Annotated in this window: 22 protein-coding genes; 4 read left to right on the top strand and 18 right to left on the bottom strand. The window is 71.9% G+C overall.

Annotated features, from left to right (window positions below):
• On the bottom strand, window positions 1-3,407 hold a 3,407-nt coding region (locus ABIA38_RS10110), incomplete at its 3' end, for an RICIN domain-containing protein (protein WP_424638166.1).
• A gap of 261 nt (window positions 3,408-3,668) precedes the next feature.
• Here ABIA38_RS10110 and ABIA38_RS10105 point away from each other — a divergent pair.
• Entirely contained in the window at window positions 3,669-4,490 is an 822-nt protein-coding gene (locus tag ABIA38_RS10105; protein WP_424638165.1) for an SAM-dependent methyltransferase, read from the top strand.
• Window positions 4,491-4,607: 117 nt separating this feature from the next.
• On the opposite strand, the gene ABIA38_RS10100 is transcribed toward ABIA38_RS10105, so the two are convergent.
• The gene (locus tag ABIA38_RS10100) at window positions 4,608-4,907 is read right to left on the bottom strand and encodes a chaplin (RefSeq protein ID WP_424638164.1); all 300 of its coding nucleotides are present in this window, start codon (window positions 4,905-4,907) and stop codon (window positions 4,608-4,610) included.
• 230 nt (window positions 4,908-5,137) lie between these two features.
• Between ABIA38_RS10100 and ABIA38_RS10095 the strand changes: the two genes are divergently transcribed.
• The gene (locus ABIA38_RS10095) at window positions 5,138-6,643 is read left to right on the top strand and encodes a multicopper oxidase family protein (RefSeq protein ID WP_424638163.1); all 1,506 of its coding nucleotides are present in this window, start codon (window positions 5,138-5,140) and stop codon (window positions 6,641-6,643) included.
• Window positions 6,644-6,695: 52 nt separating this feature from the next.
• Here ABIA38_RS10095 and ABIA38_RS10090 read toward each other — a convergent pair whose 3' ends face one another.
• From ABIA38_RS10090 to ABIA38_RS10055, 8 genes are all read right to left on the bottom strand, one after another.
• Complete coding sequence (locus ABIA38_RS10090) at window positions 6,696-7,730, bottom strand: right-handed parallel beta-helix repeat-containing protein (protein ID WP_424638162.1); 1,035 nt, start codon at window positions 7,728-7,730, stop codon at window positions 6,696-6,698.
• Window positions 7,731-7,966: 236 nt separating this feature from the next.
• The gene (locus tag ABIA38_RS10085; protein WP_424638161.1) at window positions 7,967-8,302 is read right to left on the bottom strand and encodes a TcmI family type II polyketide cyclase; all 336 of its coding nucleotides are present in this window, start codon (window positions 8,300-8,302) and stop codon (window positions 7,967-7,969) included.
• Between the two features lie 109 nt (window positions 8,303-8,411).
• Window positions 8,412-8,894: an SRPBCC family protein gene (locus tag ABIA38_RS10080; protein WP_424638160.1), complete on the bottom strand. Its 483-nt coding sequence runs from the start codon at window positions 8,892-8,894 to the stop codon at window positions 8,412-8,414.
• 1 nt (window position 8,895) lies between these two features.
• Window positions 8,896-9,150, bottom strand: coding sequence for an acyl carrier protein (locus ABIA38_RS10075; RefSeq protein WP_424638159.1), 255 nt, complete (start codon window positions 9,148-9,150; stop codon window positions 8,896-8,898).
• A gap of 30 nt (window positions 9,151-9,180) precedes the next feature.
• Window positions 9,181-10,437, bottom strand: a complete 1,257-nt coding sequence (locus ABIA38_RS10070; RefSeq protein ID WP_424638158.1) for a beta-ketoacyl synthase N-terminal-like domain-containing protein — start codon at window positions 10,435-10,437, stop codon at window positions 9,181-9,183.
• Entirely contained in the window at window positions 10,434-11,702 is a 1,269-nt protein-coding gene (locus ABIA38_RS10065) for a beta-ketoacyl-[acyl-carrier-protein] synthase family protein (protein ID WP_424638157.1), read from the bottom strand. Before ABIA38_RS10065 ends, ABIA38_RS10070 begins: the two co-directional genes overlap by 4 nt.
• Window positions 11,699-12,115, bottom strand: coding sequence for a cupin domain-containing protein (locus ABIA38_RS10060; RefSeq protein WP_424638156.1), 417 nt, complete (start codon window positions 12,113-12,115; stop codon window positions 11,699-11,701). Before ABIA38_RS10060 ends, ABIA38_RS10065 begins: the two co-directional genes overlap by 4 nt.
• 54 nt (window positions 12,116-12,169) lie before the next feature.
• Window positions 12,170-13,357: a SchA/CurD-like domain-containing protein gene (locus ABIA38_RS10055; RefSeq protein ID WP_424638155.1), complete on the bottom strand. Its 1,188-nt coding sequence runs from the start codon at window positions 13,355-13,357 to the stop codon at window positions 12,170-12,172.
• Window positions 13,358-13,713: 356 nt separating this feature from the next.
• Between ABIA38_RS10055 and ABIA38_RS10050 the strand changes: the two genes are divergently transcribed.
• Window positions 13,714-15,405, top strand: coding sequence for an FAD-dependent oxidoreductase (locus ABIA38_RS10050; RefSeq protein WP_424638154.1), 1,692 nt, complete (start codon window positions 13,714-13,716; stop codon window positions 15,403-15,405).
• Window positions 15,406-15,477: 72 nt separating this feature from the next.
• On the opposite strand, the gene ABIA38_RS10045 is transcribed toward ABIA38_RS10050, so the two are convergent.
• The 4 genes from ABIA38_RS10045 to ABIA38_RS10030 all read right to left on the bottom strand — a co-directional run bounded on the left by ABIA38_RS10045 (window position 15,478) and on the right by ABIA38_RS10030 (window position 19,543).
• The gene (locus ABIA38_RS10045) at window positions 15,478-16,104 is read right to left on the bottom strand and encodes a class F sortase (RefSeq protein ID WP_424638180.1); all 627 of its coding nucleotides are present in this window, start codon (window positions 16,102-16,104) and stop codon (window positions 15,478-15,480) included.
• A gap of 191 nt (window positions 16,105-16,295) precedes the next feature.
• Window positions 16,296-16,706 carry a hypothetical protein gene (locus ABIA38_RS10040; RefSeq protein WP_424638153.1) on the bottom strand — a complete coding sequence of 137 codons (411 nt, stop codon included), beginning with the start codon at window positions 16,704-16,706 and terminating at the stop codon, window positions 16,296-16,298.
• A 207-nt stretch (window positions 16,707-16,913) separates the two neighbouring features.
• Window positions 16,914-17,972: a methyltransferase gene (locus ABIA38_RS10035; protein ID WP_424638152.1), complete on the bottom strand. Its 1,059-nt coding sequence runs from the start codon at window positions 17,970-17,972 to the stop codon at window positions 16,914-16,916.
• A gap of 410 nt (window positions 17,973-18,382) precedes the next feature.
• Window positions 18,383-19,543, bottom strand: a complete 1,161-nt coding sequence (locus ABIA38_RS10030) for a PucR family transcriptional regulator (RefSeq protein WP_424638151.1) — start codon at window positions 19,541-19,543, stop codon at window positions 18,383-18,385.
• Window positions 19,544-19,635: 92 nt separating this feature from the next.
• Here ABIA38_RS10030 and ABIA38_RS10025 point away from each other — a divergent pair, with 92 nt between their 5' ends.
• A complete protein-coding gene (locus ABIA38_RS10025) occupies window positions 19,636-20,829 on the top strand; it encodes a M20 family metallopeptidase (RefSeq protein ID WP_424638150.1) in 1,194 nt (397 codons plus the stop codon).
• 65 nt (window positions 20,830-20,894) lie between these two features.
• Here ABIA38_RS10025 and aroC read toward each other — a convergent pair whose 3' ends face one another.
• The 4 genes from aroC to ABIA38_RS10005 all read right to left on the bottom strand — a co-directional run bounded on the left by aroC (window position 20,895) and on the right by ABIA38_RS10005 (window position 24,948).
• Window positions 20,895-22,127, bottom strand: coding sequence for a chorismate synthase (gene aroC, locus ABIA38_RS10020; protein ID WP_424638149.1), 1,233 nt, complete (start codon window positions 22,125-22,127; stop codon window positions 20,895-20,897).
• 66 nt (window positions 22,128-22,193) lie between these two features.
• Window positions 22,194-23,003, bottom strand: coding sequence for a sulfite exporter TauE/SafE family protein (locus ABIA38_RS10015; RefSeq protein ID WP_424638148.1), 810 nt, complete (start codon window positions 23,001-23,003; stop codon window positions 22,194-22,196).
• On the bottom strand, window positions 23,000-24,043 hold the full coding sequence (locus ABIA38_RS10010) for a zinc-binding dehydrogenase (RefSeq protein WP_424638147.1): 1,044 nt from the start codon (window positions 24,041-24,043) through the stop codon (window positions 23,000-23,002). Before ABIA38_RS10010 ends, ABIA38_RS10015 begins: the two co-directional genes overlap by 4 nt.
• On the bottom strand, window positions 24,040-24,948 hold the full coding sequence (locus ABIA38_RS10005; RefSeq protein ID WP_424638146.1) for an ABC transporter permease: 909 nt from the start codon (window positions 24,946-24,948) through the stop codon (window positions 24,040-24,042). Before ABIA38_RS10005 ends, ABIA38_RS10010 begins: the two co-directional genes overlap by 4 nt.
• Window positions 24,949-24,954: the final 6 nt, after the last annotated feature.

Below are 24,954 nucleotides of genomic sequence, written 5' to 3'. Positions count from 1 at the left end.
TCCACCTTCGCGAAGGCGTAGTTGACGTGGGTGACCTTGTTCCAGGGGATGTTCTTGACCAGGTAGCGCGGCGAGCCGTCGGCACCGGTACGCCAGGAGGTGAAGTAGCCCACCACCCGCCGGCTGCGGTCCTGACCGAGCCACTCGCGCCCGTCGCCCTGGTACACGTCGCAATAGCGCGTCGCCACCCCGGGCGTGGCCTGCATGCCGTCCGGCCGACAGGCCGCCTGGTCCGCCGGTCGCGCCGGTCGGGCACCACCGTCGTCGAAGCGCCCGTCACCCGCGTCGAACGGATCGCCCGCGTCGCCGTCCCACACCGGGGACGTCTGGCACGGACCCATGGTCGGCTCGCTGCCGTCGGCGGCGTCCCGGGCGGCAAGGCACGTGTTGGAGTGCTTGTTGCGGAACTGCGCACCGTCGGGGAACCACTGCTGGTTGTTGCTGCCACCGCAACCCCACTGCTGGACCCGACCCGAACCGACGTCCAGATCCAGACACTTGCCGCTGTAGCGGCTGACGATCTCCGTCGAGCCGTCGCCGTGTCGCGGCTTCAGGTCCCACTGCTGGTTGGCGGTTCCGAGACAGCCCCACTGGTGGATCCGGCCACCGTCGCGCCGACCCTCGGCGTCACGGGTGTCCACGTCCAGGCACTTCGTGCTGACCACGTTGATCACGGTGGCCGCGTCGCGAACCACGGACCACGCGGTGGCTCGGGCCGCCGGCGGTGGTGGCGTCGGCGGGGAACTGCCGACCCGTTCGATCCACCAGCGCTGGTTCTTCTCCCCCGCGTCGCACGCGTCCGCGCTGGCCCAGTGGGTGGGCCGCGAGCTGCTGTGCGCCAGGCAGTACGTCTTCGCCGACCCGTCGCTCGACTGCTCCGTGAACGACACCTGCCGGCCGCCGCCGATCGCGTCGTCCGAGATCCGCCACTCGACCGGATCCCCGAGCGCGGCCCACTGCCAGGACGAACCACCGTCCCCACGCAGGTGGTTGCCCAGGGTGCTGCGCAGCGTCACCCTCGCGTACTCCCGGTTGGCCAGGTACCACTCCTGCCCGGGCTCGCCGGCCGGTCCGGTGGTGACCCACTTGGAACCGGACTCGTAGGGGCGCAACAGCTCCCCGGTCGCCATGTTGCGCAGCCGGACCCAGCCCGGCTCCACCACGCTCGGCACGGTGGGGTCGGCGGTGATCCCGTCCGGCCCCTTGCCGGGGGTGTTGACGCACCGGAAGTTCCGCTTGTCGGGCCCGGGGTCGGTTTTGACGATCGCGGACAGGCAGGCCCCGATGGCCTGTTGCCCATAGCTGTTCGGGTGTACCGCCTCGCGATAGTCGCCCTGCTGATGCGGTTCGGGGATGGGCACGCCGGGCAGGTAGGGCACCCAGCGGATCCACTCCGCCTCGGCCGCCGGCAGCGGCTTGTCGCTGGTGTCCTTGGCGGTGGCCTGCCGGGCGGTCTTGGCGCACAACTCGTGGCCGGCGAACGCCGAGGTCAGGTCCAGGAATTCGGCGTCGCTGGAGGCTGCCGCGGCACGCAGCATCGAGGTCATCCGCGGCACCACCGATTCGACCGCCCAGTCCGAGGCGGCGTCGGTGAACGGGCAACCGCCCTGCGAGTAGCGCGGCGAGATCTTGTTCTCGTAGCGGTTGTCGGCGGCCCGGGCGAGCGGAATCGGGTAGGACTGGAGCACCAGTCGGTAGGAGCCGTCCGACTGCCCGGCCCTGCGCATGATGGCGCGAATCGCCTCCAGCGTGGCCGCGACCTTGTCCTGCGTCGTGGGCAGCGACTGCTCCAGGGTCTTCTCCCAGCCGCCGCGACTCTCGCAGGAGGATCCCACGTTGAAGAACGCCTTGCCGCAACTGCTCAGGATGTCGGCGAACTTCAGGTCGTTGCCGCCGATCGAAACCACGATCAGCTTGACCCTGGTATCCCGGGCCACATCCGCGAGTTGCTCGGCCTGCGGTCGTTCGCCCTTGAAGCCCTCACCGATCACATTCTTCGTCTCGGCACCGGAACAGGCCAGATTGACCCGGCGATCCACCGCGATTGCGGCGCTGTTGATCTCCGCGACATCCGAACGTTCACACCCGTTTCCGGCGTAGGAGGTGGTGCCGTAGACACCGTTGCCCCGGTCGGTGTTCCAGTAACTGCTCTTGGTATCCCCGGTATCCGCGTTGCCGGCCCAGCGGCCCGCCTCACCGGAGATGTAGCTGTCGCCGATCGACACGGCCGAGGTCGGCCTGGTGTCCTCGTCGTCGATCGAACAGGCCGGACTCCCGGTGTCCACATCGCCCGGCCGCGGATCGGTCGCGCTGCGCGCACGAGCGAGAAGGTACTCCGTCTCGTGGTTCCACAGGTTGCAGGGACGGGTCCTCGGCGGCGCGATGCGGACCGGAAAATGATCCGAGCCGATGTCGTTGCCGACGGAGACCGCCAGACTGTCCCATTGTCGGTCCGCGACCATGAAGTCCAGCGAATATCCGTTGCGATGGGTGGGCGCGGCCGGCCCGTCGGCCCTCCCGCCCACCCTGGCGAAGAACGTGGGACCCGTGTCGGTCGGAAAACGATCCGAGAGCGAGTTGAAGTCACCCAGCGCCCGCCACGACTCCTCCGGCGCCACCACCCCACGCATCGCCCCGATCAGCCCCTTGGCGTGCGGGTTGGGGACCGTGCCGCTGCGAATCGACGCGGTGTGCACGTTGAACACCCACTGGTTGCCGAACCGCAGCCCCAGCGCCGGGCGGCTGCGATTGCGCGCGGGATCGGGCAGCGCGGTGAAGTCGTCGGCCCGAGTCTTCGACCACATGGCCATCGAGGTGCGTACACCCCGGGTGTTCACCGGCTCGATGGTGCCGTCGTCCCGCCGTTTCTGCAGCGGGTGGATCTTCAGGAAGTACAGATAGCCCTTACGCTCCGACACACTGAACTGGCGCTCGGTCAGGTCGAACTTGAGCTCCGGCAGCGGGTTGGGCCCGTTGTTCTCGGCCCCGTCGTCGGGATCCTCCGGTACCTCGCCGCCTTCCACCGCGTCCTCGGGCCGGTAGTTCTTGAATCCGCGCAGGAATATCGTGCTCTCCGGCGGCGCGGTCCCGGCCTCCTGGAGCGCGACTATGTCGGCATCCTTGATGAGGCCGTTGACGGCGGGCCACTTCGAGGTGTCCGGGCCGCTGCCGCTGCGGCCCTGCATGTTCCACGTGATGAACCTGGTACCGAGCGAAAGCCCGGCCTGGTTCGGCGCCGCGGCCGTGGCACCGTCGGCCGCCGGCGCGGCGGCGACCGCCGGTACCGACTGCGGCCCGAGCAGCAGCGCCGCCAGCGCCCCGGCCACCACCAGACGCGCCCGTTTGCGGCGCTGACGTACCGGTAAAGTCGACGCGCGTAGCGGCGCCCCGACACGAACCCTGAACATTCCTATACCTCTCTTCGGTGGATCGTTGACCGAAGGAGAATAGGAGACAGAGTTCAACAGCGACTGCCCGGGTACTGAACACCTGGCCCGGAGGCCGGAGTTGCCCCGCCTCGGCCGGCGGCGGACATCGGGCATTCCGGTCGTGACCGAAGAAACGTTTGCCGAACGTGATCGAAGATTCACCGTCACGACTGTCGGCCGGGTGTAGGGCCCCCTAGATTGGACTGGACCACCCCACACGGCATCCGGAGATGAGAGTTCGTGGCCGAGCCCATACTCGACGCAGAATCGGCTTTACCCGAGCGGAAGATCGACACCGAGGTGGCGCATACCGCCCGAGTGTGGAACTACTGGCTGGGCGGCAAGGACAACTATCCGGTGGACCGGGAGACCGGGGATCAGATCGCCGCGATCCACCCGGGGACCCGCGACTACGCGCTCGCCGACCGGCAGTTCCTCGGCCGGGCCATCCGCCATCTGGCCGGCGATCTGGGCATCCGGCAGTTCCTCGACATCGGCACCGGACTGCCGACCGCCGGGAACACCCACGAGATCGCCCAGGGCGTGGCGCCGGAGTCGCGGATCGTCTACGTCGACAACGACCCACTGGTGCTGGTGCACGCGCGGGCCCTGCTGACCAGCAGCCCGGAGGGGGCCACCCGCTATATCGACGCCGATCTGCGCGACGTCGACGAGATCCTGGCCCGCGCCGCGAAGACGCTGGACTTCGACCAACCGATCGCGCTGGTCCTGCTCGGCGTGATCATCTTCGTGAACGACGACGACGAGGCGTACGGGACGGTGCGCCGGCTGCTGGACGCGCTGCCCTCGGGCAGCCATCTGGCGCTGTCCCACACGGTGACCAGCCCACCGGCCCCGCCGGACGTGGACGACGCGGTGGCGTTCTGGAACGAGCACGGCACGCCCAAGCTCAGGCAACGTTCGCCCGAGGGCATCGCGCGCTTCTTCGACGGCCTGGAACTGCTCGAACCGGGCGTGGTCACCTGTTCGCACTGGCGGCCCGAGGCCGGTGACCGCACGCCGGAGGTGGCCATGTGGGGCGCGGTGGGCCGCAAGCCGTAATCCGCCCGCGCCCGCACCGGCCGTGGCGGCCCCTCGGATCCGTCCGCGACGAGGGGCCGCCGGTACACAGGTGTCGAGCGCTGTCGCCCCGCCTGGAGGGCGGGTTCAGCCGGCTACTCAGCGCTCGTGGTGGCCGTGGTGCGAGCCCTCGTGGTGCTCACCCTTCTCGTGCCCGCCGTCGGCGTTGATGCAGGTGTTGCCGATCGCCGGGTTGAGCAGCCCGATGATGTTGATGCTGTTGCCGCAGACGTTGACCGGGATGTGGATCGGGAGCTGGATGTTGTTGCCGGACAGGATGCCGGGCGAACCGACCGCCGCGCCCTCGGCCTCGGAGCTCGCGTTGGCCACACCGGCGCCCGACATGACGAGCGCGGCGATGCCGACGGTCAGGGCCGCAGTCTTCTTGATCGTCTTCATGTGATCTCCGTTTCGGATGGCGCCGCGGGTGGCGCGATCGTCCGGTGCAACGAACCCGACCGGAACAGGCAACTGTCCGGCGCGAGTTCTTCACCCGAGTGGCGGCATCGGTCCAGGCGGACGGCGGCACGCCCGGGAGCGGCAACGTGTTCCATCGGCCGACGCGGGGTACTGGCCGCCGGACCACACCGGCGCCGCATCGCGCCGACTCCAGGAAGCAGGAGCGCATCGTGCCCGTCCCCGCCCACCCCACCCGCCGCTCGCTGCTGTTCGGTACGGCCGGCACCGCCGTCCTGCTCGGCGCCGGCGCCCGGACCCGGTTCGGCACCGACGCCCGCCCGAGCATCGCCGCCGTGGCCGCCCGGGAGCCGATCGTCCCGGCCGCCCACACCTCGGTCCGGCTCGACGCGGCGCCCGGCACGGTCGAGTTGGGCTCGCGCGAGGTCCACACGTGGGGATTCGGCGAGCGGGTACCGGGCCCGGAGATCCGGGTCGCCGCCGGCGGCACGGTGGCCGCTCGACTGCACAACCGGCTGCCGGCGGAGACCACCGTGCACTGGCACGGTGTGCGGATCGACCCGGCGATGGACGGCGCCCCCGGCGTCAGCCAGACCCCCGTGCCCCCAGGCGGCGACTTCCATTACCGCTTCGTCGCCCCCGATCCGGGCACGTACTTCTACCACTCGCACGTGGGCACCCAACTCGACCGTGCCCTCTACGGCGCGCTGATCGTCGAGGACCCGGCCGAACCGCTCGGCTACGACGCGGACTGGACCGTCGTCCTGGACGACTGGATCGACGGCACCGGCACCGACCCCGACGCGGTACTGGCCGAACTGCGCGATCAGCCCCGAACCGCGCAGACCATGGAGAGCGCCCTGCTCGGCGGCACGGCCGGCCATGTCGCCTATCCGCACTACCTGGTCAACGGCCGCACCGCGGCCGCCCCCGAGGAGTTCACCTGCTCCCCGGGCCGACGCGTGCGCCTGCGCCTGATCAACGCCGGCGCCGACACCGCCTTCCGGGTCGCACTGGGCGACCACCGGTTGACCGTCACGCACACCGACGGGTTCCCGGTGCTACCGGTGACCGTGGACACGCTGCTGGTCGGAATGGGCGAGCGCTACGACGTATTGGTCACCCTGGCCGACGGCGTATTCCCCCTGGTGGCCGACGCGGAGGGCAAGAACGCCCGCGCGTTCGCCGTGATCCGCACCGCACCCGGCGACGCCCCCACGGCCTCCGTCGCCGTCCCCGAGGCGGACGGCCGCCTGCTCACCCTCGCCGACCTGGTCGCCGACCCGTGCGTCGACCGAGGCGACGCGCCCGCACGCGGCGTGGACCTGGTCCTGGGCCGGGGCCCGAACGGCACCCGCTGGACACTCGGCACCGCCGCCGCGCCCGACGCGGGACCCCTGCGCGTACCGGTCGACACCGGCGAGCGGGTCCGCCTGTCCTTCACCAACACGACCCGGATGTGGCATCCGGTCCACCTGCACGGACACACCTTCCAGGTCCGCAGCGCCACCGGCCGCGGCCCGCGCAAGGACACCGTGATGGTGCGCCCGCGCGAGACGGTCACCGTGGACGTACTCGCGGACAATCCCGGCGAGTGGATGTTGCACTGCCACAACCTCTACCACAGCGAATTGGGCATGATGGCCACCCTCGGCTACGGCGCGACCCCGACCACCCCCGACGCGTCGATGCCGAACATGACCCGCGACTTTGCCTGATCCACCGCCGCCGACCCGAAGTCGGCAGCTCACCAAGAGAGTTCGCCAACGCTCAACAATGCCCGGCCGGTTCGGACCGAGCACACACATTGCGCTCGAACGTATTGACCGCCGCACCCTCCCGATTCGCCAGGTCCACCGGCGCGTTGCCCATCACCACGTTGTCCCGGATCACATTGTTCGCGGTCAACCGCCCGGCGAAGCTGGGCAGCACGAGAATGCCTCCCGACAGCGAGGATTGGCCCTGATTGTCGCGGACGCGGTTGTCGCTCACGTGCGTCTCCTGGGCGCCGGTGAGCACGATCCCGGTGCCCTGGATGAAGTCGAGCCGGGGATTCGGCGGGCAATACTTGTTGTTCCCGTCGATCCGATTCCGCCGCACCGCCAACGCCCCGGCGATCGGCGGCTTGTCGTCGCCCACGATGAACACTCCGGCGCAGTTCCCGGTCAAATCGTTGTACTCGACGACCAGTTCGCGCCCGCGCCGGATGTGCACGCCCAACCGGTTCCCGCCGGCGTGGTTGCGCGCGATGCTCGCCCCCATCGCGTCCGCGGTATCCGCCAGGAACAGGCCCGCCTGACCGTTGTCGTCGGCGGTGTTGTCCGTCAACTCACCCCGCGTGGAATTCTCCTGACCGATGCCGTGCTCCCCGTTGCCGTGCGCGAACACCCGCCGCACCCGCATCCGTTCGGTCCCACTCCCGAAGACGCCGCTCTTGGCGAACCCGGTGACGGTCAACGACTGGATCCGCACGTCGGCCACCCGGTGCTCCGCCGTGCCGAACACGCACACCCCGTGCCCGGCCGCCGCACACGCGTTGCCGGCCGGGTCGCCCGGGACGATCACGGTACGCTCGCCCACCCCGCGCAACGTCACGCCGTCCGTGCCGATCAACACACTGCCCGGGTAGGTGCCGGGCAGTACGTCGACCACCTCGCCCGGCGCGGCGGCATCCACCGCCGCCTGGATCGACTCGCCGGGATGGACGAAGCGCCGCCCCTGCGCGTGGGCGACCGGTGCGATCACCGTGCCCACCAGGGTCAGTGCGGTGACCCAGCCGAGCAAATGCAGACGGGGTGCGTACATGAGCGATGATCCACCTTCGGATTCGGGAGAGAACGGGAAAACCACGGATCGGGATTCAGGAAACGGACGCGGGCTCGGCCCGCGCGATCGCCCGCTCCCGATCCGGCGCCCGGACGATCGCCCTGGCCCGGCCACTCCGCCGTACGTGGGGTCGGTGATCAGGGACAGCACCGACACGCCGACCTCGTCCGGTTCGGCCAGGGCGTGTGCGGTCTCGGCCGGCACGGCCGTTCGTGCTATCCGTGGGCGGCGTCGCGCTCCCAGCGGTAGAACTCGCGGGCCATCGCGTCCTGCGGCGACCGCCACGTCTGCGGGTCGTAGGCGGCCACATGCTCGGCGAGTCGTTGGCTGATCTCGCGAAACCGCGGGTGTCCGGCGACTTTGGCGACGGCCGGTCCCGGCGGCCGGTCGGCCTCGATCAGGTGCAGGTACAGGTCGCCGAACTGGAAGAGGCTGCGCCCGGTCACGCCGACCAGGTGCGGGAGTTCGCCGGTGTCGGAGTCGGCGAAGATGTCGGCGATCCGCGGCGCGGCGTCGGGCTTCATCCGGGCCACGATCAGGGTGCGATGCATGACGTTTTCGTCCTTACGGGGTGCGGGGCGAGGGCCGGCGGGGCCGCGCCGGGTGGGCGCGGCCCCGCCGGTGGGGCGTCGTCGCGCGGGGACGGCGACGACGCGGGGTTCACCAGGTGCGTACGGTGGGTGCCAGGCCCATCTCCCGGGCGCGCTGCTGGATCTTGTCCCGGATCAGTTCCAGTTGCACGCGCGAGTTGCGGTTGATGTTGTCCGTCATCCACGCGTCGTCGACCGGGGCGGTCTCCTTCATCGCGAAGTCCTGCACCCAGCGCATCCGCACACCGTCGGGGGCCTCGTGGTATTCCCAGCGGATGTGCATGTGCGCGAACGGCCCGGTCTCCACCCGGCGGGCCCACACCGTGCGGCTCTCCCGGTCGGCCTCGCGCTCGGACACCCAGCTCCAGACCTTGCCGTCCTGGTCGGGGTGCATGGTCAGCCGGAAGGTGACCTTGGCGTCGTCGCGGTCGAGGACCTCCACCGACGCGTATTCGCTGAACAGTTCGGTCCAGTTGTCCACGTCGTTGGTGATGTCCCAGACGAGGTCGAGCGGGGCGGCGATGACGATGTCGTTGTCGGTGTGGCCGGGCATGTCACACTCCGGAGGTGAGTTGGGAATTGGTGGTTTCCAGGAACTCGCGCGGCGTCTTGCACTGGTCCACATCACCGCCGAGCGGGAATTGGTAGCGCCGTTCCAGTTCGGAGACGATGCCGAGCAGGCCCAGCGAGTCGAGTCCGAATTCCTCGAACGTCGATTCGGGGCGCCGCATCCGGTCCGGCTCCGCGGTGACGCCGGCGCAGGACTTCATCAGCGCGGCGAGTTCTTCGTAGGTGAAGGGTCCGTCCATCGAGGGCTTCCTTTCGGGTCCTTCGGGTGTTCAGGGTTTGCCTGCGGCGGCACCGTCGCGGCCGTCGCCGCGGCGCAGCACCAGGGCGGCGTTGTGGCCCATCAGGCCCCGGCTGAGCACCAGGGCCGTGCGCAGGTCGGCGGGCCGGGCCTGGCCGGTGACCAGGTCCAGGTCGTGGCAGATGTCGAAGACGCCGGGGGTGGGCGGCAGTACGCCGTGCTCCATCGCCAGGATCGCGGCGACGCAGTCGAGCAGCGGCGCGCCGCAGTAGGCGCGACCGATGCCGGCCTTGGGCGCGGTCACCGGCACCTTGGCCGCATGCGCGCCCAACGCGTCGGCCAGGGCCAGTACTTCGGCGTGGTCGGCCTCGGGCACGCCGAGCGCGTCGGCGAACACGACGTCGATGTCCCGGGGCGTGCAGTCGGCCTCGGCGAGGGCCTCGCGGATGGCCCGGGCGAGGCCGTGTCGGGAGGGTCCCCAGCCGGCGGTGCCGGTGAACGTCGCGCCGTGCCCGGCGACTTCGGCGCGGATCCGGGCGCCGCGCCGGCGAGCCGCGTGTTCGTCCTCGAGGACGAACATCGCACCGCCCTCGGCCGGCGCGAAGCCGCGCGCGGCGGAGGTGAACGGGAGGTAGGCCAGCGCGGGTTCGGCGACCAGGCTGAGTGCGTCGTAGCCGAGTTGGCAGACCATCGAGTAGGGGGCGAGCGGGGCTTCCGCGCCGCCGACCACGACCGCGTCGGTGCCGCGGCGGATGGTGCGGGCCGCGTGTGCAAGCGCGTCCAGGCCGCCCGCCTCGTCGTTGGCCAGCACCGCGCACGGGCCGCGAAAGCCGCCCCGGATGGAGATCTGGCCGGTGGTGGCGGCGTAGAACCAGGCGATCGACTGGTAGGGCCCGACGTATCCGGGACCCCGGCCCCACAGGTTCTGGAGTTCGCGCTGGCCGAACTCGCCGCCGCCGGAGCAGCTCGCGGTGGTCACCCCGACGCCGAAGGTGGATGTCGGGCCCAGCGCCGCGTCGGCGAGCGCCTGGTCGGCGGCGACCAGCGCGAAGTGGGTGAAGCGGTCGGTCTGGACCAGGAAACGCTCCTCGACCGTGGCGGCCGGGTCGAAGTCGCGCACTTCGCCGGCGACGGTCAGCGGCAGGTGTTCGCAGCCCTCGCGGGAGATCCGGTCGAGCACGCAGCGGCCCTCGCGGGTCGCCTTCCAGAACACGTCGGCGCCGATGCCGTTGGGGGCGACCACGCCGATGCCGGTCACCACGGTGCGTCCGGGGGCGAGAGTGTTCACCGGGGTCTCCTTTCCCGACGGTCCAGGACCACCGCGGACTGGAAGCCGCCGAACCCGCTGCCGACCGAGAGCACCGTCTTGAGGGTCATCGGGCGGGCGGTCCCCGGCACGTAGTCGAGGTCGCATTCCGGGTCCGGCGTCTGGTAGTTCGCCGTGGGCGGCACCGCACCGCGCCGCATCGCCAGGGCGCACGCGGCCAGTTCGATCGCGCCGATCGCGCCGAGCGAGTGGCCGACCATCGACTTGATCGAGCTCATCGGGGTGCGGTAGGCGTGCTCGCCCAGGGAGCGCTTGACCGCCGCCGTCTCGTGTCGGTCGTTCTGCTTGGTGCCCGAGCCGTGCGCGTTGACGTAGTCGATCGCGCCGGGGTCCACGCGCGCGTCGGCCAGCGCGCGGTCGATCGCCTCGGACATCTCCAGGCCCTCGCGGGTCAGGCCGGTCATGTGGTGCGCGTTGCCGCGCGTGGCGAACCCGCCGACCTCGCAGTAGACCTCCGCGCCGCGGTCGCGGGCGTGCCCGAGTTCCTCCAGGACCAGGACGGCGGCGCCCTCGCCGAGGACGAAGCCGTCCCGGTCCGCGTCGAAGGGTCGGGAGGCGTGCGCGGGGTCGTCGTTGCGGGTCGAGGTCGCCTTGATGGCGTCGAAGCAGGCGACCGTGATCGGCGAGATCGGCGAGTCGGCGGCGCCGGCGAGGTAGACGTCGGCCCGGCCCTCCTCGATCGCGTGCGCGGCGTAGCCGATCGCGTCCAGGCCGGACGTGCAGCCGGTCGAGACGGTCTGTACCGGGCCGCGTACCGCGAACTCCTCGGCCACTTCGGCGGCCAGCGTGCTCGGCGAGAACGCCCGGTGCAGGAAGGGGTCGGCGTGCCGGTGGTCGACGCCCCACCGCTCGCCGGTCCGGCTGACCGCGATGTAGTCGTGCTCCAGGCGCGTGGTGCCGCCCACGGCGGTGCCCAGCGAGACGCCGATCCGCCAGGGGTCCTCGGTGTCGCGGTCCAGGCCGCTGTCCGCGACCGCCTCCGCCGCCGAGGCGAGCGCGAACTGCACGTATCGGTCCGCGCGTCGGGCCCGGTCCGGATCGACGCCGCACCCGATCGGGTCGAAGTCGCATTCGGCGGCGATCCGGGAACGGAAGCCGGTGGGGTCGAAGAAGGTGATGCCTCGGGTCGCCGTACGACCGGCCATCAGCAGGTCCCAGAACGCGGCGACGCCCACGCCACCGGGTGCCACCACGCCGACGCCGGTGACCGCCACCCGGCGCCTCAAGAGTCGGCGCCCACGGACTCGATGGGCTCGTTCCCCTCCGTGTCGACGTGCCCCAGTTCCGGTCGGGGCGCCAACGGGGCGAGTTGGAAGACCATCCGCGCCTGGACCCGGCCGACGTTGCGGAATCGGTGTCGCATGTGCTTGGGGATCATCAGGCCCTGGTCGGGGCGGAGTTCGTGGGCGACGCCGTCCAGGTCGACCTCCAGGGTCCCGGCGACGACGTGGATGAACTCCTCGGAGTAGGGGTGGTAGTGCTCGGTGATCATCTCGCCCGGCTCGATCAGGGCCAGGCCCATGAAGCCGCTGGTGGAGCCCACGGTCGCCGGGCCGAGCATGACCCTCAGGTCACCGCCCCGGCGCCGGTTGGGCTCGATCTCGTCGACGTCGACGATGCGTACGGTCTGCGTGGTCATGTGTGCCACCTCCAAGTGGCGGGCGGCGTCCCGGGCGGGACGCCGCCCGGGGGATCAGGCGTCGCGGTCGGCGCGCCGGTCGGTGACCAGGGTCGTCTCGGCGGCGGCCAACAACCGGCGCAGCCCCTCGTCGGTGTCGAGTTCGCCGAGGTCGCCGAGGTCGAGCAGCCGGCCCAGTCGGGCGGCGGATTCCTTGCGGTCCACGCCCAGGGCGAGCGCCGGGTCCTCGTCCAGCGAGCCGCGCACGTCCAGCACCCGGATCAGCGTGTCGCCGCGCAGGAACACCGAAGCGGCGGCGATCGGCCCGCCGGCGGCGACGAGTACCCGTTCGTCGTGTCGCTGCAGCAGGGTCGCGGCGGATTCGCCGCAGCCGTGCCGGACCGGGTAGAGCAGCGCCCGCCGGGTGCTCTGCGGCTCGCCCGACTTTCGCGTGGGCGCGGTCAGGTGGTATGCCTCGGCGAGCGAGGAGCGCATGAAGAACGCCCGGGCGGCCTCCGAGTCGTTGAGGTCGCGGGCCTCCTCCAGATGCGGGTTCAGCGCCTCCTCGGCGGCCCGTACCTGCGGCTGTTCGGCCACGTGGCGCAGCGCGGCGCGCAGGTCGCCCTCGACTTCGATCGCCCGCACGACGCGGTTCCCGAGCATGAACACCGACGTACGGCGCAGCGAGGTCTGGGCGTCGACGCGGGCCTTCGGGGACTGGTAGCCGGCCAGGATCCTCGCCACCTCGGCCTCGCTGCCGGGCTTGACGGTGAAGGTGAGCGCGCAGCGGACCACGGCCGGCCCGGTCGGGGCGGCGGGGCGCGTCTTCGCGGCCGGAGTCGCTTTCGCCCGGCCCGCCTTCGCCTTCGCCTTCGCTTCGCCGGGCCCGTTGGTGATCACCGGACCGCCGGGCGCGTGCAGGTCGGTCTCCCGGGTCACCGCGAAGCGCAGCGACCGGGTGCCGCGTACACAACCGTGCAGCGGCTGGACCATCACCTGGTGCTCGGGGCTGTCCACCCACTCCAGGTATTCGGCGCTGCCGGTCCACTCGCTGGTGATCAGCCACTGGCGCGGGTCCTCGATCGACTGGCACAACTGGTCGCGCAGGTGGCCGGGGACGGCGGCGACCTGATGGCGGATGTGTTCGTAGGCGTCGAGGAAACGTTGCTCCGAGTCTTCGTGCAGTTCCAGCATGAGCAGCACCCGGAGCTTGGCCGAGGTGTCGACGGTGGGGTTCGCCGCGGAGTGGACGAGGGTGTCCATGTCATTCCTTTGGTCAGGGGGTTCGGCCGGCGTCGGATGGTCCGCTGGGGGCGATCCCGGGGGACCGGGTCGCGCCGACGCCGCCCGGGGGACGGGGACGCGGGGGTGGCGACGGTGTGTCGCGCCTGCCGCACGATCGCACCCGGACACCCGACCGATCCGTCCGTCGGGACCCGGCCTCGAGATTCGAGCGTGGCGGCGAGTCATCACCCTTTGCATCTTTTGAGGGCATTTGAGTGATATTCGGCGTGTCGCACCGCCCTCCCGGGATCAGCGGGAACAGGAGGACCCCGACGGACCACCGGTCGCCGCGCCCGGCGGCCGGGTCCGCAGTCCTCGCCAACGCTGGAGTAGTGATGAACCCCGAGATCCAACACCGGGTACCGGTCCTGGTCGTGGGCGGCTCGCTGGTCGGGCTGTCCACGTCCGTGTTCCTGGGCCGACTCGGCGTGCCGCATCTGCTGGTGGAGCGGCACGCCGACACCTCGCGGCATCCGCGCGGGCGCGGGAACAACGTGCGCACGATGGAGCTGTTCCGTACCGCGGGGGTCGAGGATCGAGTCCGCGCCGCGTCCGCCGTGCTGGCCGACAACCACGGCATCCTCCAGGCGGACACCATCGCCGGGGACGAACAGGAGTGGCTGTTCAAGCAGATCGACCCGGGTGGCGGGCCGGCCGCGTTCAGTCCCAGCTCGTGGTGTCTGTGCAGCCAGAACGATCTGGAGCCGGTGCTGGCCGACTACGCGCGCGAACTGGGCGGCGAACTGCGGTTCGGCACCGAGCTGTTGTCCTTCGAGCCGGACGAGGACGGGGTCACCGCGGTAATCGAGACCCGGGCGAGCGGACAGCGGCACCTGGTGCGGGCGGACTATCTGGTCGCCGCCGACGGGCCGCGCAGTCCGGTGCGCGAGCGGCTGGGCGTGGCGGTGTCCGGGCCCGGGGACCTCTTCCACAACGTGAGCGTGACCTTCTCCTCCCGTCGGTTGGCCGAGTTCGTCGGCGAACGGCGGTTCATCGTCTGCTATCTGACGAACCCTCAGGGCGAGGGCGCGTTGTTGCCGGTGGACAACCGGGAGCGCTGGGTCTTCCATCTGCCCTGGCATCCGGAACGGGGCGAGCCGATCGAGGCGTTCACCGACGCGCGCTGCGCCGAGCACATCCGTGCCGCGGCGGGCGTCCCGGACCTGGACGTGGAGATCACCGGGAAGGCGCCGTGGCACGCGGCCGAGCGGGTGGCGGAGCACTATCGGGTCGGGCGGGTGTTCCTGGCCGGGGACGCCGCCCACGAGATGTCGCCGACCGGGGCGTTCGGCTCGAACACCGGCATCCAGGACGCGCACAACCTGGCCTGGAAACTGGCGGCCGTGCTCGACGGGCACGCGGCGCCCGAGTTGTTGGACACCTACGAGGCCGAACGCCGACCGGTGGCCCGGGCCACCGCCGCGCGCGCGTCCACCCGTTCGGCCGAGCACAGCCACCCCGGGTATGCCGCTCCCCCGGTGGCCGGCGGCAAACAGCCCGGGGTGCTCGGCGCGGTGCTGGGCTATCGCTACACCTCCGCCGCGGTGCTCGGCGCGGACCCGGAACTGCCGGTGTTGCCGGAGCGGTTCCGCCCGCCGGGCGGCGAGCCCGGGAGTCGGGCGCCGCATGTGTGGCTGCACCGGGACGGGGTGCGGGTGTCCACGCTGGATCTGTACGAGAGCACGCCGGTGCTGCTGGTCGGCGCGGGCCCGGCGGGCGCGGCGTGGCAGCGGTCGGCGCGGCGCGCGAGCGCTCTGGTCGGGGTGCCGCTGGCGGTGTACCGGGTGGGTACCGAGGCGGAGGCCGCGACGGTGGACCTGGTCACCGCGCCGGACGAGGACTGGGCGACCCGACACGGGGTCACCGACGAGGGCGCGGTGCTGATCCGCCCGGACGGCTTCGTCGCATGGCGCGTCCCGGCCGCCGAGCCCGACCCGGAGGGCACGCTGACCGCGGTCCTGCGCACGGTGACGGGACGCACGGGAGCCGGCGCCGCAGCGGGGGTGGCCGGGGAAACGGACCGGTAGGTCGTACCCCACACACGCCTCGGCCGGCCCCGGAACGGAATCCGGGGCCGGCCGAGGTGTGTTCGCGAGTGGTTACTCCGGGGGGAGCAGGTGGGCGAATACCACCACGTTGTCCCGGTAGTCCTTGGCCTTGCGGTCGTATACGCCGCCGCAGGTGATCAGGCGCAGTTGGGCGTCGGAGGTCTTCCCGTAGACGCGGTCGTCGGGGAAGGCGTCCTTCGGGAAGGCCTCGACCGAGTCGACGGCGAACTTGGCCACGCTGCCGTCGAGGCGCGAGATCTCCACCGTGTCGGCGGGCTTGAGGCTGCCCAGGCCCCAGAAGACCGCCGGGCCCAGCAGCGTGTCCACGTGTCCGAGCACGATCGCGTTGCCGCGGGCGCCGGGCGAGACGCCGTCCTCGTACCAGCCGGCGAGGTTGCGATCCGTCGGGGGCGGCACCTCGAGCACGCCGTTGGCGTTCAGGTTCAGCCCGGTGAACGGCGCGTCCACCTTGATCCGGGGGATCTTGATCCGGATCGGCTTCGAGCGCTTCATCGCCGGCGACCCCCGGGGACTCGCGCTTGTCGGAGGCGCGACGGCGGCGCCGGCGCTCGGTTGCGCGGCGGCGGGCACCGGCTGCGGGGGCGGGCCGGAGTCGGTGCTCAGGTCGTGCTTGATCATCAGGACGCCGAGCAGGACGGCCCCGCAGGCGATCAGCATCAGCCGGCCGGCGCTGGTCCGACGGGGCGGGGAGTGGGAGTGGTCGATGGGCGGTGCCGATTCGGGCAAGACGATGCCTTTCTGCTGAGCCGACGCGGCGAGCCCGGCAGGGACCCGCCGACGACATCACCGTGGCCACCGTCCCCGTGAAGGGCGGTGGCCACGGCGGGTGTTGCCTCGGGCGGGACGGTTCAGGCCTGGGCCGCCGTCGCGCCCGGACGGCGGCGCAGGGCGTAGATGCCCACGCCGACACCGCCTGCGATCAGGGCCGCACCGGTGCCGAGCGCGGCACCGTCGTCGAGGAAGGCACCACCGATGCCGGTGTGCACACCCCCGTGCGGGCTCTTGTGGTCCTTGTGCTCCTTGCCGGACTTCTCGTGCGAGCTGCTTTCGCCCTTGTCCTCGCTGCTGTGCTCATTGGCCTTGTCGGGCGTCCACTTTCCGTCGCCGGCCCAGGGCTTCTCCGGCGCGCCGCCGGAAGAGTGCTGGCCCGCGTCCGGCTTCACCGGCGCGGGGGCGTCGGCGTAGGCGGCGGGGATCGCGAGGGTCAGGGCGGCAAAACCGAGGGCGGAACCGGCGACGAGAGTGCGTGCACGACGCATTGTGGTATTCCTTCCGGCGCTCACGAACTGCCGACGGGCATCGGCAACGGGGATCGGTGAGGCGCCTTCATCACCATCGAACGGTGCCCGGCGGGCCGCGACCCGCGTGACTGCATTCGGGGGCGGTCCCTGGGCCTCCCGAGCGGATCTCGCGGCCGGCTTCACTCGCCGAGCGCAGTCCGAGGTTTAGCTCGGAGTTACCGGCTGTCACCGGTGGTGATGCCGTCCGTCGACGGTGCACTCGAACAGGTGCAGCGACGGGTTGACCGTGCGCACGTCCCGGCAGCGCAGGCCCGCCTGTTCGATCAGGGTCAGCAGGCTGTCCCTGGTGTGCTTGCGACCGCCGACGTTCAGGAGCAGCAGCAGGTCCATCGCCGCGGTGAAGCGCATCGACGCGGTCTCGTCGACCAGGTTCTCGATCACCACGACCCGGGCGCCGGGGCCGGCGGCCGAGGCGATGTTGTGCAGGGTGCGGCGGGTGCTGTCGTCGTCCCATTCCAGGATGTTCTTGACCAGGTAGAGATCGGCCCGGATCGGGATGTCGACCCGGCAGTCCCCGCCCACCAGCCGTGCGCGGGAGGCGAGTTCGCCGCCGGCGCGCAGGCGGGGGTCGGCGGTGGCCACCACGCCGGGCAGGTCGAGGAGGGTGCCGCGCAGGGTCGGATTGTGTTCCAGGAGGGTGGCGAGCACGAGTCCCTGGCCGCCGCCGATGTCGGCGACGGAGTCCACGTCGGTGAGGTCGAGCGCGGCGGTGACGTCCTGCGCGGACTGCCGACTGGACTGGGTCATCGCCCGATCCAGCGCGGCGGCCGACTCGGGGGCGTCCTCGTGCAGGTAGTCGAAGAACTGCTTGCCGTGCAGCTCGGGGAAGACGCTGGTGCCGGTACGCACGGCGCGGTCCAGGTGCGGCCACGCCTGCCAGGTCCACGGCTCGGTGGACCACAGCGCCACGTCGCGCATCGAGCGCGGCGCGTCGGCGCGGAGCAGCAGCGAGGCGTCGGTGTGCGCATAGCGCCCGTCGGGTTCCTCGGCGAACACGCCCTGGCAGGCCAGCGCGCGCAACAGTCGGTGCAGTGCGCCGGGGTGGGCGGACACCTCGGTCGCCAACTCCTCGACGGTGGCCGGTTCGTCGCCCAGCGCGTCCGGCAGACCCAGGCGCAGCGCGGCGCGCAGCGCGCCGGCGGACATCGCCCCGAACGCCAGCTCGCGCAGCCGGGTGGCCGCGCTCACCGCCTGCGCGGGACGGGTGACCTCGGTATCGGTCATGCCGAACTCACCGCCTGCGCGGGACGGGTGACGTCGGTATCAGTCATGCTGATCGCCTCTCAACCGGCGGACTCGACCGAATCGATCCCGCGTCGACGTCCCGACGCCGCGCGCCGGGGCTCAATCGACTGTGACCCACGGCCCCCGGCATGCCGCCGAGGCGCGGCCGGTCCACCCGAAGACCACTCCACGAGTCATCCGGATGGCCGCAACACTCGGGCGGGGGCGGGGTGACGAGGCGGTACGGGGGCCGGCGGCGCGGCGCCCTGTCGGGTGGGGTGCGGGGCTGTCGGCCCGGGTGCGGGAGCGCGGGCGCGGGCCCGGCCGAGCGCGGTGCGCGATGCGCGATGCGGGGCTCGGGCGGGCACGTTCCGGGCGGTGGGGGGCAGGTCGGTGGGGTGGGGTGGGGCCTACGGGACTTCCTTCAGGGCCAGTAGGAGTTCCCTTGCGGTCAGGGCTGCTTGGAGTTGGAGGGTTACTTCCGGGTCCAAGGGGTTGGCGCCGAGGAGTTCGCGGATTTGGCCTATTCGGTAGCCGACCGAGTTGCGGTGCAGGTGGAGCAACTCGGCGACCGCGGCGCGGCTGCCGTTGGTGGCCAGCCAGGCGCTGAGGGTGGCGACCCATTCCTCGCGTTCCAGGATCGGGCCCAGGTGTTGGTCGACGAAGGCCTGGAGGCGGGCCGGTGGCACGCCGAACAGGAGTTGGGCCAGGCCGAGCGAGGAGAACAGCAGTTCCACCTCGCCGGGGCGCCGACGCAGCAGGCCGAGCACCGTTTCCGCGTCGTGGAAGGAGCGGGCCGTCCCGCGCGGATCGCTGACCATCGGGCCGGCGGCGGCCAGTACCGGGATGTCCCCGACCATGCCCTGCAGGCGGATCCGGATGCGGCTGATCTCGCGTTCGACGTTGCCCGACAGTACCGCCAGGCCCAGTTCGCCCTCCTGGCGTACCGGCATCTCCAGCCAGGACAGCGCGGTGGTCCAGGTGCGTTGGTTGGGGCCGGTGTACGCGAACACCACGGCGGCGTGCGGGCGATCGAGGTGCAGGCCGAAGCGCGCGGCGGTACGGGTCACGTCGCCGAGGTTGCGCAGCGCGCCGTACCGCAGTTCGTCGATCAGCCGGCCCGCCGTCTCGGCGGTCGCGGTGGCCACCGCGTCCCGGCGGATCGCCTCGATCGCCACCGCGGTGACCGCGGCCCGCAGCAGCGGCTCGTCGTCCTCGGCCCCGTCCGGTTCGCCCAACAGCAGCAGCCCGACCCGGCGTTGCGCCACCTTCACGGCCAGCGCCGACGCCCGCCAGCCCTCGTCGCAGGTGACCTCGACGACCCGGTCCTCGACGAACACGTGGGCCACCGCGACGGGGGTCATCGATTCGGTGCCGTCGTCGGTCGCGGCCAGTACACCGCCGTGCACCCCCACCAGTCGGGCGGTCCGACCGGTGCGTTGGGCCAGGGCTCGCAGGATCGCGAGCCAGCCGTCGCCGGAGAGGGCGAGGACGTTCAGCTCACGCTCGAACGCCTCGGCCCGGTCCGGCACGGGGGTCCGGTTTTCCGTGACTTCTGCCTTGTCGATCATGGATTTCCGCACCTTATCCGGTCGTTGTTACGCGGAACAGATACTTCGATCGGTCACTTCCCGTTACGTCCTTCGTGGGGCAGGATGCGCGCATGCGAGCCTTCGACCTCGCGGCACCCGCAAAGGCCGCCGCCCAGGCGGCGGTGGACGCCGCCGCCCCAGACCTGGTTGCCCTCAGTCACCGACTGCACGCCCATCCGGAACTCGGCTTCGCCGAGGAGCGCGCCTGCGGTTGGCTGGGTGACGAACTGACCGCGCACGACTTCACCGTCACCGCCGGGGTCTGCGACCTGCCGACCGCGTTCGTCGCCGAACGTGGGAGCGGGCCGCTGGTGCTCGGGATCTGCGCCGAGTACGACGCGCTGCCCGGCATCGGACACGCCTGCGGGCACAACGTGATCGCTTCGGCCGCGGTGACCGCCGCGCTGGCGCTCGGTGCGGTCGCGGACGATCTCGGGGTGACCGTTCGGGTGCTCGGCACGCCCGCCGAGGAGAACGGCGGCGGGAAGGTGCTGATGCTGGAGCGCGGCGCGTTTGCCGGCGTGCATGCGGCGATGATGGTGCACCCCTCGCCGCGTGAGCGCCTGGACCCGACGTGTCTGGCCCGCGCGCAACTGCACGTGGAGTACGACGGCCGGGCCGCACACGCCTCCGCATGCCCCGAGGACGGGATCAACGCAGCCGACGCGCTGACCGTCGCGCAGGTGGCGATCGGGTTGCTGCGCCAGCACATGACGCCGGATCAACGGGTACACGGGATCACCACGACGGGTGGGCAGGTGCCGAACGTGATTCCCGAGCACACCGAGGCGGCGTATTACGTGCGCGCCGCGACGCTGGCCGGGTTGACCGACCTGGAGGCGCGCGTGCGTGAGTGTTTCCAGGCGGGCGCGGTGGCCACCCGGTCGCGGTTGACCATCTCGTCGACCTCGCCGGCGTACTCGGAGTTTCGGCACGACGCCGGGTTGCTGGCCGCGTATGAGCGCAACGCGTTGGCGGTGGGGCGCGAGTTTCCGCCGGTGACGGCGGCGGATGATCGGCAGGCGGGGTCCACGGACATGGCGAATGTGTCGCTGGCCATCCCGTCGATCCAGCCGCTGGTGTCGATCGACTCGGGCAGCGCGGGGTTGCATCAGGCCGAGTTCGCCGCGTACGCCGTGCGGCCGGCGGCGGATCGGGCGCTGTTGGACGGTGGGTTGGCGATGGCCTGGACGGGTGTGGACGTGGCATTGGACCAGGGGCTGCGGGAGCGGCTGTTGGCGGGGGCGGCGGCGACCGGGGGCTGACCCGGCGATGGGCTCCGGGGCGGATGCCCCGGAGCCCATGGTCGGTGTGCGGACCGCGCCCGTGGTCACGCGTCGGCGACGGTCACCGGCAGAGCCGCGAGGTAGGCGGCGGCGTTGCGGCGGGTCTCGGCCACGCTGTCCCCGCCGAACTTCTCGAGCACCGCGTCGGCGAGTACGAGGGCGACCATCGCCTCGGCGACCACGCCGGTCGCGGGCACCGAACAGACGTCGCTGCGTTGGGCGATGGCCTTGGCCGGGTCGCCGGTGCGCACGTCGAACGTGGCCAGGGCGCGGGACAGGGTGGAGATCGGCTTCATCGCGGCGCGGACCCGGAGCAACTCGCCGGAGGTCATGCCGCCTTCGATGCCGCCCGCGCGGCCGGTCTCGCGGCGTACTCGGGCCGGGCCGGGCGTGCCGGGGGCGACCGGGGTGATCTCGTCGTGCGCGACCGAGCCGCGCCGGGTCGCGGTGGTGAAGCCGTCGCCGACCTCGACGCCCTTGATCGCCTGGATGCCCATCAGCGCGGCGGCCAGGCGGGCGTCCAGGCGCCGGTCCCAGTGCACGTAGCTGCCCAGGCCCGGCGGCAGTCCGTACACCACCACCTCGACCACGCCGCCGAGCGTGTCGGCGTCCTTCTGCGCGGCCTCGATCTCGGCGTTCATCGCGGCGGCGGTGTCCGGGTCGACGCAGCGCACCGGGTCGGCGTCGATCGCGGCGCCGCTGCCGGGTTCGGGGACGAGTGCCTCGGGCAGGGCGACCGCGCCGATCCGCACCACGTGGCTGAGGATCTCCACGCCGAGCGCCTGGGCCAGGAACGCCCGGGCCACCTCGCCGATCGCCACCCGGGCGGCGGTCTCCCGGGCGCTGGCCCGCTCCAGGACCGGCCGGATGTCGTCGAAGCCGTACTTCTGCATGCCCGCGAGGTCGGCGTGCCCGGGCCGGGGGCGGGTCAGCGCGGCGCCGCGTCCACGATCGGCGAGGCGGCCCGGCTCGTCGTAGCGGCGCCCGTCGGGGTCGGCGGGGTCGGGGGCCATCACCTCCGCCCACTTGGCCCATTCGGTGTTGGCCACACGCAGTGCGACCGGACCGCCGAGGGTCACCCCGTGTCGGACCCCGCCGTTGAACTCCACCTCGTCGCGTTCGAAGCGCATCCGCGCACCCCGCCCGTTGCCGAGCCGCCGCCGGGCCAGCGCGTGGGCCAGCTCGGCGGAGGAGATCGCCACCCCGGCGGGCAGACCCTCCAGGACGGCGGTGAGCGCGGGGCCGTGCGATTCGCCGGCGGTCAACCAACGCAACATGGGTGTCCTTCTCTCGGATGTGCCGGATGTATCGGATGTATCCGGTGCGTCGGATGCAATGGGAAATCAGGTGATCAGGAGGGTGATGCCGACGATCGTGCCGACCACGATCACCAGGGCGCGCAGTACGGGAGCAGGGACTCGGCGGCCCAGGGCGGCGCCCAGTCGGCCGCCCGCCACCGAGCCGAGGGCCAGCAACAGGACCGGGTACCAGGCCACTTCGGTGGTGAGTGCGAAGAGGATCGCGGCCACCAGGTTGACCAGGGCCTGGAGCAGGTTCTTCAGGCCGTTGAGCAGGTTCAGGTCCTCGTCCAGGACGGTGGCCAGGAGCGCGAGCAGCAACACGCCCTGCGCGGCGCCGAAGTAGCCGCCGTAGACGCTGACGGTGAAGACCGCCGCGGGCAATGCCACGCCGATCCCGGCCCCTGGGGATGCGTGAGGTGCGGGCGGACCGGTCCGCCCGGCGGGCGCTGCCGGCACGGCGACCGCGCGACGTGCGCGCAGTCGGGTCGACAACCAGGGCTGTATACCCATCAGCAAGGCGGCGAGCAGGATCAGGGCCGGGACCACGGCGCGGAAGGCGCCCGGGGGGAGGATCAGCAGGAGCAGGCCGCCGGTCAGGCCGCCGAGTACGGCGGCCACCGACAGCGGCAACAACCGGGCGGACTGGGCGGCCAGTTCGCGTCGGTAGCCCAGGGCGCCGCTGATCGAGCCGGGGGTCAGGCCGATGGTGTTGGACACGTTGGCCACCACCGGCGGGTAGCCCAGCGCGAGCAGCACGGGGAAGGTCAGCAGCGAGCCGGAACCCACGACGGTGTTGACCGTGCCCGCGCCGAGGCCCGCCACCAGGACGAGCAGGGCCTCGGCGGGGCTCACGACGCGCTGCCCGGGAGCAGGGTGACCTTGCCGAACGCGGCGCCGCTCTCCAGTCGGCGGTGTGCCTCGGCCGCGTCCGCCAGTGGATAGGCCGTGTCCGGGACCGGGACCAGGCCCCGGCTCAGGCAGAACTCGACCATGGCCGCGAAGTCGGCCGGCCCGCAGGAGCCCGCGCCGAGCAGGGTGACCCCGCTGTGGAAGGCGTGCGGCAGGTTGAACTTGGCCTCGCTGCCGGTGGTGTCACCGCAGAAGACCAGCCGGCCGCCGGGGCGCAGCGCGTGCAGCGAAGCCTGGAACAGGGCCGGTCCCACATGGTCGAACACCACGTCGACGCCGGCTCCGCCGGTCGCCGCGCGGGCCTGGCCGACCAGGTCCGAGCTTCGGTGGTCGATCAGTACGTCGGCGCCGAGTTCGGCCATCCGGTCCAACCTGGCCCGCGAGGTCGAGGTGACCACGACGCGGGCGCCCAGGGCTCGGGCCAGGTGTACCGCGGCGATGGTCACCCCGCTGCCCGCGCCGTGCACCATCAGCGTCTCGCCGGCGCGCAGCCCGCCGCGCACGACCAGGCCCTGCCAGGCCATGCCGTACGCGGTGGGCAGCCCGGCGGCGGCCACGTGGTCCAGGTGCGCCGGGATCGGGTGGGTGCGCGCGGCCGGGACCACCATCAACTCGGCGTAGCCGCCCGGCCGATTGCCGCCCACCACGCGCAGCGACGCGCACCACGCGTCCCGGCCCGCCCGGCACTGTGGGCAACTCCCGCAGGTGAGCGACGGGTTGATCAACACCCGGTCGCCGACCCGGCGTTCGTGCCCGCCCGGGCCCAGCGCCCGGACGTCCCCCGCGACATCCATGCCGGGCACGTGTGGCAGGGCGAAGCCGGGCAGCAGGCCCGGTCCGCGTCGTTGCAGCAGGTCGAGCCGGTTGACCGCGGCGGCGCGGACCGCGATCAGTACCTCCCCCGGGCCCGGTTCGGGGTCGGGCAGGGATACCGTTTCGAGCACCTCGGGGCCGCCGTGGCCCCGGTGCCGGACCGCCCTCATACGATCCCCCGGACGAACGGCGCGCCCAGTGCCGCCGGTTGGCGGTGTGTCTTGGCCAGGAACATCATCGCGAGCAGGGCCAGGAGATACGGCGCCGCGATCAGCAGTTGCGAGTTGAGGTGTACGCCGAGCGCGGGCAGCGCCAGGCGCATCGCGTCGGCGGCGCCGAAGACCAGACAGCCCGCCATCGTGCCGCGCAGCGTCCAGCCGCCGAAGATCACCGCGGCGATCACCACGAAGCCGCGACCGGCGGTCATGTTCTGGTTGAACGCGCCCACTTCGCCGACCGCGAGGTAGGCGCCGCCGAGGCCGGCGAGCACCCCGCACAGCAGTACGCTCTGCCGCCGCCGGCGCCGCACGTCGATCCCGGTCACGTCGGCCGACTGCGGGTTCTCCCCCGCCGCGCGCAACTCCAGGCCGAAGCGGCTGCGGTGGACCAGCCACCACACCAGGGGAATTACCCCGACCAGGAGGTAGGCGGGCCAGCGGTGGGCGAACAACGCCGGGCCGAGGAGCGGGAGATCGGAGAGTATCGGTAGGTTTACCGCGTCCACCTGATGGCCGGTCAGGTTCACCGAGTCGAGGAGGAAGCTGGTCAGGCCCAGGACGAGGGCGTTCAGCGCCAGGCCGACCACGTAGGTATTCACCGACAGGCGATGGCTGAACTCGGCGTGTACGAAGCCGATCACCAGTCCGGCGAGCATCCCGAAGACCAGGCCGAAGGACGCGGACCCGGTCAGCGAGGCGCCCCACACGGCGTTGAACGCGCCGCCGAGCATCATCGCCTCGACCGAGATGTTGATGGTGCCGGCCCGCTCCGCGATGTACTCGCCGCAGGCCGCGAAGGCCAGCGGCACGGTGAGCCGGACCGAACTGGCGAGGACCATGGCGAGGTCGTCGATCATGCGAAC

It is taken from the genome of Embleya sp. AB8 (genome assembly GCF_049739465.1).
Classification (GTDB): domain Bacteria; phylum Actinomycetota; class Actinomycetes; order Streptomycetales; family Streptomycetaceae; genus Embleya.
Note: the sequence above shows the minus strand (reverse complement) of the source record. Positions and strands in the feature narration are given on the sequence as shown.

Coding starts and splice junctions, on each gene's coding strand:
- ABIA38_RS10075 (WP_424638159.1), bottom strand. CDS start 9,150: ATGGACGGACCCTTCACCTACGAAGAACTCGCCGCGCTGATGAAGTCC.
- ABIA38_RS10055 (WP_424638155.1), bottom strand. CDS start 13,357: ATGGACACCCTCGTCCACTCCGCGGCGAACCCCACCGTCGACACCTCG.
- ABIA38_RS10080 (WP_424638160.1), bottom strand. CDS start 8,894: ATGCCCGGCCACACCGACAACGACATCGTCATCGCCGCCCCGCTCGAC.
- ABIA38_RS10030 (WP_424638151.1), bottom strand. CDS start 19,543: ATGATCGACAAGGCAGAAGTCACGGAAAACCGGACCCCCGTGCCGGAC.
- ABIA38_RS10050 (WP_424638154.1), top strand. CDS start 13,714: ATGAACCCCGAGATCCAACACCGGGTACCGGTCCTGGTCGTGGGCGGC.
- aroC (WP_424638149.1), bottom strand. CDS start 22,127: ATGTTGCGTTGGTTGACCGCCGGCGAATCGCACGGCCCCGCGCTCACC.
- ABIA38_RS10100 (WP_424638164.1), bottom strand. CDS start 4,907: ATGAAGACGATCAAGAAGACTGCGGCCCTGACCGTCGGCATCGCCGCG.
- ABIA38_RS10025 (WP_424638150.1), top strand. CDS start 19,636: ATGCGAGCCTTCGACCTCGCGGCACCCGCAAAGGCCGCCGCCCAGGCG.
- ABIA38_RS10090 (WP_424638162.1), bottom strand. CDS start 7,730: ATGTACGCACCCCGTCTGCATTTGCTCGGCTGGGTCACCGCACTGACC.
- ABIA38_RS10005 (WP_424638146.1), bottom strand. CDS start 24,948: ATGATCGACGACCTCGCCATGGTCCTCGCCAGTTCGGTCCGGCTCACC.
- ABIA38_RS10010 (WP_424638147.1), bottom strand. CDS start 24,043: ATGAGGGCGGTCCGGCACCGGGGCCACGGCGGCCCCGAGGTGCTCGAA.
- ABIA38_RS10060 (WP_424638156.1), bottom strand. CDS start 12,115: ATGACCACGCAGACCGTACGCATCGTCGACGTCGACGAGATCGAGCCC.
- ABIA38_RS10085 (WP_424638161.1), bottom strand. CDS start 8,302: ATGCATCGCACCCTGATCGTGGCCCGGATGAAGCCCGACGCCGCGCCG.
- ABIA38_RS10040 (WP_424638153.1), bottom strand. CDS start 16,706: ATGCGTCGTGCACGCACTCTCGTCGCCGGTTCCGCCCTCGGTTTTGCC.
- ABIA38_RS10035 (WP_424638152.1), bottom strand. CDS start 17,972: ATGACCGATACCGAGGTCACCCGTCCCGCGCAGGCGGTGAGCGCGGCC.
- ABIA38_RS10045 (WP_424638180.1), bottom strand. CDS start 16,104: ATGCTGATCGCCTGCGGGGCCGTCCTGCTCGGCGTCCTGATGATCAAG.